The sequence below is a fragment of the Xanthomonas populi genome (assembly GCF_002940065.1).
GTDB classification, from domain to species: Bacteria; Pseudomonadota; Gammaproteobacteria; order Xanthomonadales; family Xanthomonadaceae; genus Xanthomonas; species Xanthomonas populi.
Window position 1 is genome coordinate 1 of record NZ_MDEJ01000189.1, and the last position, 5,663, is coordinate 5,663.

The 5,663-nt window shown below is 63.5% G+C and carries 6 protein-coding genes and 2 pseudogenes; 2 read left to right on the forward strand and 6 right to left on the reverse strand.

Annotation, left to right across the window (positions count from 1 at the left end):
• The first annotated feature begins 846 nt into the window (after positions 1 to 846).
• Complete coding sequence (locus XpopCFBP1817_RS19165) at positions 847 to 1,353, forward strand: hypothetical protein (RefSeq protein WP_425479134.1); 507 nt, start codon at positions 847 to 849, stop codon at positions 1,351 to 1,353.
• 128 nt (positions 1,354 to 1,481) lie between these two features.
• On the opposite strand, the gene XpopCFBP1817_RS19170 is transcribed toward XpopCFBP1817_RS19165, so the two are convergent.
• From XpopCFBP1817_RS19170 to XpopCFBP1817_RS19185, 4 genes are all read right to left on the reverse strand, one after another.
• Complete coding sequence (locus XpopCFBP1817_RS19170) at positions 1,482 to 1,898, reverse strand: type II toxin-antitoxin system VapC family toxin (protein WP_128418309.1); 417 nt, start codon at positions 1,896 to 1,898, stop codon at positions 1,482 to 1,484.
• Positions 1,895 to 2,149 carry a FitA-like ribbon-helix-helix domain-containing protein gene (locus tag XpopCFBP1817_RS19175; RefSeq protein ID WP_128418310.1) on the reverse strand — a complete coding sequence of 85 codons (255 nt, stop codon included), beginning with the start codon at positions 2,147 to 2,149 and terminating at the stop codon, positions 1,895 to 1,897. Before XpopCFBP1817_RS19175 ends, XpopCFBP1817_RS19170 begins: the two co-directional genes overlap by 4 nt.
• Before the next feature lie 139 nt (positions 2,150 to 2,288).
• Positions 2,289 to 3,401 carry a type II toxin-antitoxin system RelE/ParE family toxin gene (locus XpopCFBP1817_RS19180; protein WP_128418311.1) on the reverse strand — a complete coding sequence of 371 codons (1,113 nt, stop codon included), beginning with the start codon at positions 3,399 to 3,401 and terminating at the stop codon, positions 2,289 to 2,291.
• A complete protein-coding gene (locus XpopCFBP1817_RS19185; RefSeq protein ID WP_128418312.1) occupies positions 3,388 to 3,594 on the reverse strand; it encodes a hypothetical protein in 207 nt (68 codons plus the stop codon). The genes XpopCFBP1817_RS19180 and XpopCFBP1817_RS19185 overlap by 14 nt, the downstream gene beginning before the upstream one ends.
• Before the next feature lie 269 nt (positions 3,595 to 3,863).
• Here XpopCFBP1817_RS19185 and XpopCFBP1817_RS23365 point away from each other — a divergent pair, with 269 nt between their 5' ends.
• Positions 3,864 to 4,400, forward strand: a complete 537-nt coding sequence (locus tag XpopCFBP1817_RS23365; protein ID WP_244171257.1) for a CcdC protein domain-containing protein — start codon at positions 3,864 to 3,866, stop codon at positions 4,398 to 4,400.
• 38 nt (positions 4,401 to 4,438) lie between these two features.
• Here the strand turns inward: XpopCFBP1817_RS23365 and XpopCFBP1817_RS23370 are convergent.
• Positions 4,439 to 5,218, reverse strand: a pseudogene (locus XpopCFBP1817_RS23370) (phospholipase D-like domain-containing protein); the annotation flags it as partial.
• 77 nt (positions 5,219 to 5,295) lie between these two features.
• Positions 5,296 to 5,663 (reverse strand): annotated as a pseudogene (locus tag XpopCFBP1817_RS19195) (hypothetical protein); the annotation flags it as partial.

The following is a 5,663-nucleotide window of genomic DNA, read 5'->3' on the forward strand; positions in this document are numbered from 1 at the left end:
TGATCATGTCTGTCGTTCTCCGCTGGCAGGGCGTCAAGTCAATGATGGCAGATTGCTGGGGTTTTTAGAGGCTCCTTTTACATCGACGTCCCAATCTCTCAGAAGGCTTTTCAGGAAATGGAAATTATACTTGGCCCAAAAATTTCAGCCGCAGACAAAGATTCTGTGTGCGAAGCATTAAATTTCTTTGCCCCAGCCGCGCATGTAAAAGAGAGTGCGCTAAAAATTCGATGACGCAAGTTATGGTGCAAACAAGTCGTCACTGATTCAGGAATTAACTGCCAGGGAATCCTCAAATAACTTGCAGTCACCCACTTGCCAATGCGACCCCTAGTCCAAGCTAAACCGACTGGCCTTGCTTGTGGGTCCCCATCATCTTAATGGCCTTGCGCGCGTCGCCGATTTCCTTCAATTTCTGGAAGGCTGGTAGCCGCCCACATCCATGCTGTGTTGGGCGTTGTTGCGATCATTGCGGCGGCCTTTCTGATGATATGCATACGCCTAATCGTTGCTCCGAATTCCAAATTGCATCACGCAACGACGTCGTTGAGACGATTTGCCGGGTTTGCGAGGCGTTGGTCTTCAACGATGAACACACCAGCGGCGTGGCCAGCTGGGTGGCGTAGGTGTGGTGCTTCCCACACACACGCATAGCGTCATCGAACGCAATCGACCATCTGCCGCTTGGCGTTATGCACAGGTGCCGTTGCGACTATCCATTCAAGGCGCAAGCGGCCGCCGCGCGAGCAGCCGCTGCCGAAACCTTGCATCACCCACCAAGGAATGATCGAAATGAAACGTAAAACCAGCTATCGCGGTGCGCTTGCGGCGTGCGGCCTCTCACTCATGATCGGCGCGTTCTGCATGGAAGCGGCCGTTGCCGCGCCCGTCGCCAAAACGGAAAGAGTCACGCTGACGCAGGTCTTTGCCACGCTGCAGACCGGTCAGCAGGATCAGAAGCCCGAAGACATCGCGGCGTGTCGCAAGCAGGTGTCGGCACCAACGTCAAAGTATCTGGGAGTGGTGGTCATCACCAAGTATTCCATCGACGTGCAGTCCAAGATCATGTCTGCCTCCTCGTCGCTGGCCTCGCCTGTGGCCACACAGCCGCTGATGCTGACGATACCGCTGGCGCCGTTGGGCGTGGCTGGGGAGTATGCCTTCGGCGCGTTTCGACCGACCGCGCTGCCCAACACCTATGTGCTGTTCTCGGTCGGGCTGGATTTCAAGGGGCCGCAGTCGTCCGTGCTGGTTCTCAACAGCGACAAACCCTACAACTGCCTGGTGACCAGCAATCCAGCGCCGTTCAAAGGAGCACTGAGTACGAAGCTGGGACAAGACCAGGGGCGCTGATGTCTGCGACCGCCAGGTAGTCGACGAACGAGCTGAAGACATATTCGGCTCGTTCGGTTGCTGCTGCTTTCAACACAATGCTTTAGAAATCGGTGCAGAAAGGACGGTTTATCAAGGCAAGCTCCATATCAACTCCACGGATTAATGACGTCCAACGCCATCGCCTCGAAGGGTGCCGTGTCGCGAGTGGCAACGGCCAATCCTTGCGCGGCTGCCGTTGCGGCGATGTAGGCATCGGCACGCCCGAGTGTGAGTCCTGCGGTTCTGGCTTTCGATGCAAGCGCCGCAAATGCGTGTGATGCATCCAGATCGAATGCGAGCAGGCGCCCGTCGAACAGTGGCAATACCTCGCTTTCCAACCGACCATGCAACGTGGATCGCTTGCGGCCCTTGGGCATCACGGCAATGCCGAAACGCAATTCGGCCACCGTTACGACCGACAGGAACAGTGTCTCGACGGCCTGCGCATCGATCCAGGCGACGACCTGCGGGTTGGGCTGAGGCCGCCAAAGCTCGGAGATGACATTGGTATCGAGCAGGATCACTTCAGACCGATCGGCTTGATCGCGGCCTTGTCGCGCAGCTTGTCGAAGGCGTCGGCCTGTTTTGCCGTCAGGCCGGCGTCGCGGCCGATGTCCACCAGCAGGGAGCCGAGTTTGACCCGGTCTGCGGGTTTGGCCGCCGATTCAAGGATTGCGCGGATCTCCGCCTCGGTGCTGCGGCCGTGGCGTGCAGCCCGCGCGCGGATCGCGCGATGCACGTCGTCTGGGATATTGCGGACGGTGAAAGAAGGCATATGGCCCTCCCGGTGACATCAGGTTGCTTGCACTTTAGAGAAGTGCAAGCACTCAGGCAACGTCAACACGACCGGTATCGATGCAGTCATTCCGGCATTAGCAGCTAAGTGGAATCCGGGCCCGACCTAGCCCCACCACTCACCGATACGGCCCAGGCCCGCGCCACACCGGATCGCCTTGCTTGTAGACCTCCATCATGTTAATGACCTCGCGGGCATCGCCGATGTCTTTCAGCTCCGGCGAGTCCGGCGGCAGCAGGCGGCAGCTGCTGGAGCCGCGTTTGAGGGCGACTTCCAGCGGGCAGACCATGCGGTACTGGGTGCCGGGCAGGATGATGGCCACTTCCTTCATGCCCTGGTCGCGCCAGTTGCGCAGCTGGGTTTCGCTGCGCACTTCGTAATAGACCTGGTAGCCGCCCACATCCATGCTGGGTTGGGCGTTGTTGCGGTCGCGGCGGCGGCCTTCGCTGATGGTGGGCGTGTTGGACATGCCGTCTTCGGCGGCGTCGGCTTCTTCCTCCAGCATGCCCGGTGGGCGACCGGTCCAGGTCTGGGGGCGGCGCTGCGGCGGCGATGAGGGTTCTGCCGGCGGTTGCGGCGGGGTGGGGCGCTGCACCGGTTGCGTCTGGCGTTGCTCGACCAGGCCACCGCGGCGGGTGTTGCCTGCGGGCGGGACCGGGTTCTTGGCGGTCTTGACCAGGGTGGACTGCACCGGCGAGGCGGCCGGCGGCGGCTGCACCGGCGCGGGCGTTGGCGAGGGCGGGGTGGGCGACGGGGACGGAACCGGCTGGTCGGGCTGGTCGGTGTCGCCGACGAAATCCACCTTGGTGCGGCCACCGCTGGCCGATCCTTGCGGCGGGGTCATGGTGGGGGTGGAGGCCGACAGCAGGATCAGCAGCATCAGCACATGCAGCAGGGCGCTGATCAGCGCGGCGATCCACGGTTCGATGCGTTCGATCAGCGGCTCGGTGCGCGGCATCCAGTCCTGGGCGTCGAGCCGGACGTGCAGCAGCTGCAGCGCGTCGTCGCGCACGCGGTAGACCAGCACGTAGGGCGTTTGCTTGACCACCCATTCGCGGGTGCCGGCGATGCGGCCGGCGCGGCCGCGGCCCGGTTGCTCGGCTAGCGTGCGGGTGGCTTCCAGCACCTGCCGCGCCATCGCGGCGGCGGCGGTCGGGTTGAGCGCGTGGTAGTGATCCTGGGCGTATGCAAGCTGCTTGGCGGCCGGGACGGTCCAGTCACGCCGCAACATCAACGCCCCATCTGGCGAACAGTGCCGTCACCTGCGCCGGCGCGGTAAAGGCGCCCCGATCCGCTGCGGCAATGCCGTCCAGCACCGCGGCCTCGAAGCTCGCGGTATCCACGACGCGGACCACGTCGTCCCATCCTGCCGTTTCGGGCAGCGTATCGATCAGCGTGTGGGCTTCTTGCTTGATGGCGGACATGGCACTGCGGTGGGGGAACTCTGCCGGCAAGTCTACCCGTGCGGCTCTGGTTCGCGTGTGGCAATGGCTGGCGCGTGGTTTGGGCGTTCACCGGCAGTGGCGGGGAGCGCTGCCCTGCGCGGAGGTCAGTGGTCTGTCGCGATCGCCGCGCGCGGTGGCCACCGGTCAGGCAACCAGCCTGCCACTGCAGAAAGTGACACTTGCCACCTTGTTCGCGCCGAGGGCTGCTTTCATTCTGCGCTGGTCACTTCAACCGCAAAGGAATCGCCATGCCTGCTTACGCCATCGCACCGCTGACGCCGTATCTGTCGATAGCGGCCATCGCTTTCATCTACTACCGGCGCATCCGGCGCAGCTTCGGTCGCCAGCAGTGGAAGCCGGTCAGCAGCGGAGTGCGGACGCTTGTGTTGCTGGTAGCAACTGCGGCGCTGGCGTATGCCGTCTACGGGTTGCCGCACGTGGCGCCGCTTGTCGCAGCGGGGACGCTGGTCGGTGCCTGCCTAGGCGCGTTGTCGCTGCGCTACACGCATGCCGAATGGGTGGACGGGCATGGCTGGTACACGCCCAATCCGTGGATCGGCAGCGGCTTGACGCTCGTGCTGCTCGGGCGGCTGGCCTGGCGCTGGGCCGATGGCGCCTTCAGCGCGGGCGCGGCGGTAGCCGGTTTACAGGCCAGCGCGTTGACGCTGGGCATTGCCGCCGCGCTGGTGCTGTACTCGCTGGTGCATGTCGGTGGGCTGTGGTGGCGGTTGCGCCGATTGCGGTTGCAGGCTGCGCCGATGGGTACGGCGCCGACACGGTCCTGACGGGGGCCACGCGCCGATGCCTGTTGTTGGCTCGGCATCAGCATCAGCGCCCGCCAGCGCTCCAGCGTGTACAGCTCGGCCCGTTGCAGATCGCGCTCGAACACCTCGGTCGTCTGTGCGGCTAATTCGCGGTCGTAGACATTCAGGCTGGCCTCGTCGTTGAGGCGCAACGAGCGGATATCGAAGTTGGTGGAGCCTACCGAGACCAGCAGGCTGTCGATGATCAGCAGCTTGGTATGCAGCATGGTGGGCAGGTATTGGTGGATGGCGATGCCGGCCTGCAGCATCGGCTCACAACTGGCCTTGGAAGCCAGCCGCACCGAGACCGCATCGATATGTTTGCCGGGCAGCAGCACGCGGATGCGCACGCCGCGCGCACGCGCTTCGAGCAGCGAGCGGGTGATCAGTGCGTCGGGTACGAAATACGCGGTAGCCAAGTCGATGGACGTGCGCGCCGCGGCGATGGCGATCAGATACATAAGGTGCATGCTCTCGCTGCCGCCCGATGGCGAGACCACGAATAGCTGCGCGTCGCTATCGCCGGCCGGCGCCAACTCGGGGTAATACTCCGCGCCATTGAGCACGCGGCCGGTGCTCTTGATCCAGTTGTCGTTGAAGGCGGCCTGCACCTGCGCCACCACCAGGCCTGCGATGCGGTAATGCGAGTCGCGCCAGTGCTCCGGGTCCTGTGCATCGCCCATCCACTGGTCGGCCACACCCATGCCGCCGGTAAAGCCGATGCGGCCATCGATCACCAGCAGCTTGCGATGGGTTCGGTTGTTGACGCGGTGCAGGTTGTACCAGGTCAGCGGACGGTAGGGATTTAGCCGTCCCTGAAAAATCCCATTCAAGCACCAAGCCCTGCCGGCGACAGCCGCACCGGGTGTGAGGATCGCTACGTGATCGCCTGCATCCAGGCACGCCAAAAGGCGATCCAGCGCAGCAGCCAGCGCAGGGTGTAGTCGGCGGCGCAGCCAAGCACGTGCAACGCATCGCCTTGTGCGCCTGACAGCCGGCAGCGACGTCGCCGGCAGTCGTCTTTCAGGTGTCCGATCACCGGCTCCACCGCCTGCCGTCGCTTGATCCAGTGCCAGTGCCGCAGCAACCCGCGTGTCTGCTCCAAGTGCTCGGTCAACGTATCGCCGTCGTACGGGTTGCCGGGAAGCTGCGCGCACCCACGATCAATCCCTTGCAGGCACTCACCGCAATGCCGACCTTGACGCCGAATTCGTAGGGCTGACGCGCTTTGCCATTGCCGATGCA

Coding starts and splice junctions, on each gene's coding strand:
- XpopCFBP1817_RS19165 (WP_425479134.1), top strand. CDS start 847: ATGATCGGCGCGTTCTGCATGGAAGCGGCCGTTGCCGCGCCCGTCGCC.
- XpopCFBP1817_RS19175 (WP_128418310.1), bottom strand. CDS start 2,149: ATGCCTTCTTTCACCGTCCGCAATATCCCAGACGACGTGCATCGCGCG.
- XpopCFBP1817_RS19180 (WP_128418311.1), bottom strand. CDS start 3,401: ATGTTGCGGCGTGACTGGACCGTCCCGGCCGCCAAGCAGCTTGCATAC.
- XpopCFBP1817_RS19185 (WP_128418312.1), bottom strand. CDS start 3,594: ATGTCCGCCATCAAGCAAGAAGCCCACACGCTGATCGATACGCTGCCC.
- XpopCFBP1817_RS23365 (WP_244171257.1), top strand. CDS start 3,864: ATGCCTGCTTACGCCATCGCACCGCTGACGCCGTATCTGTCGATAGCG.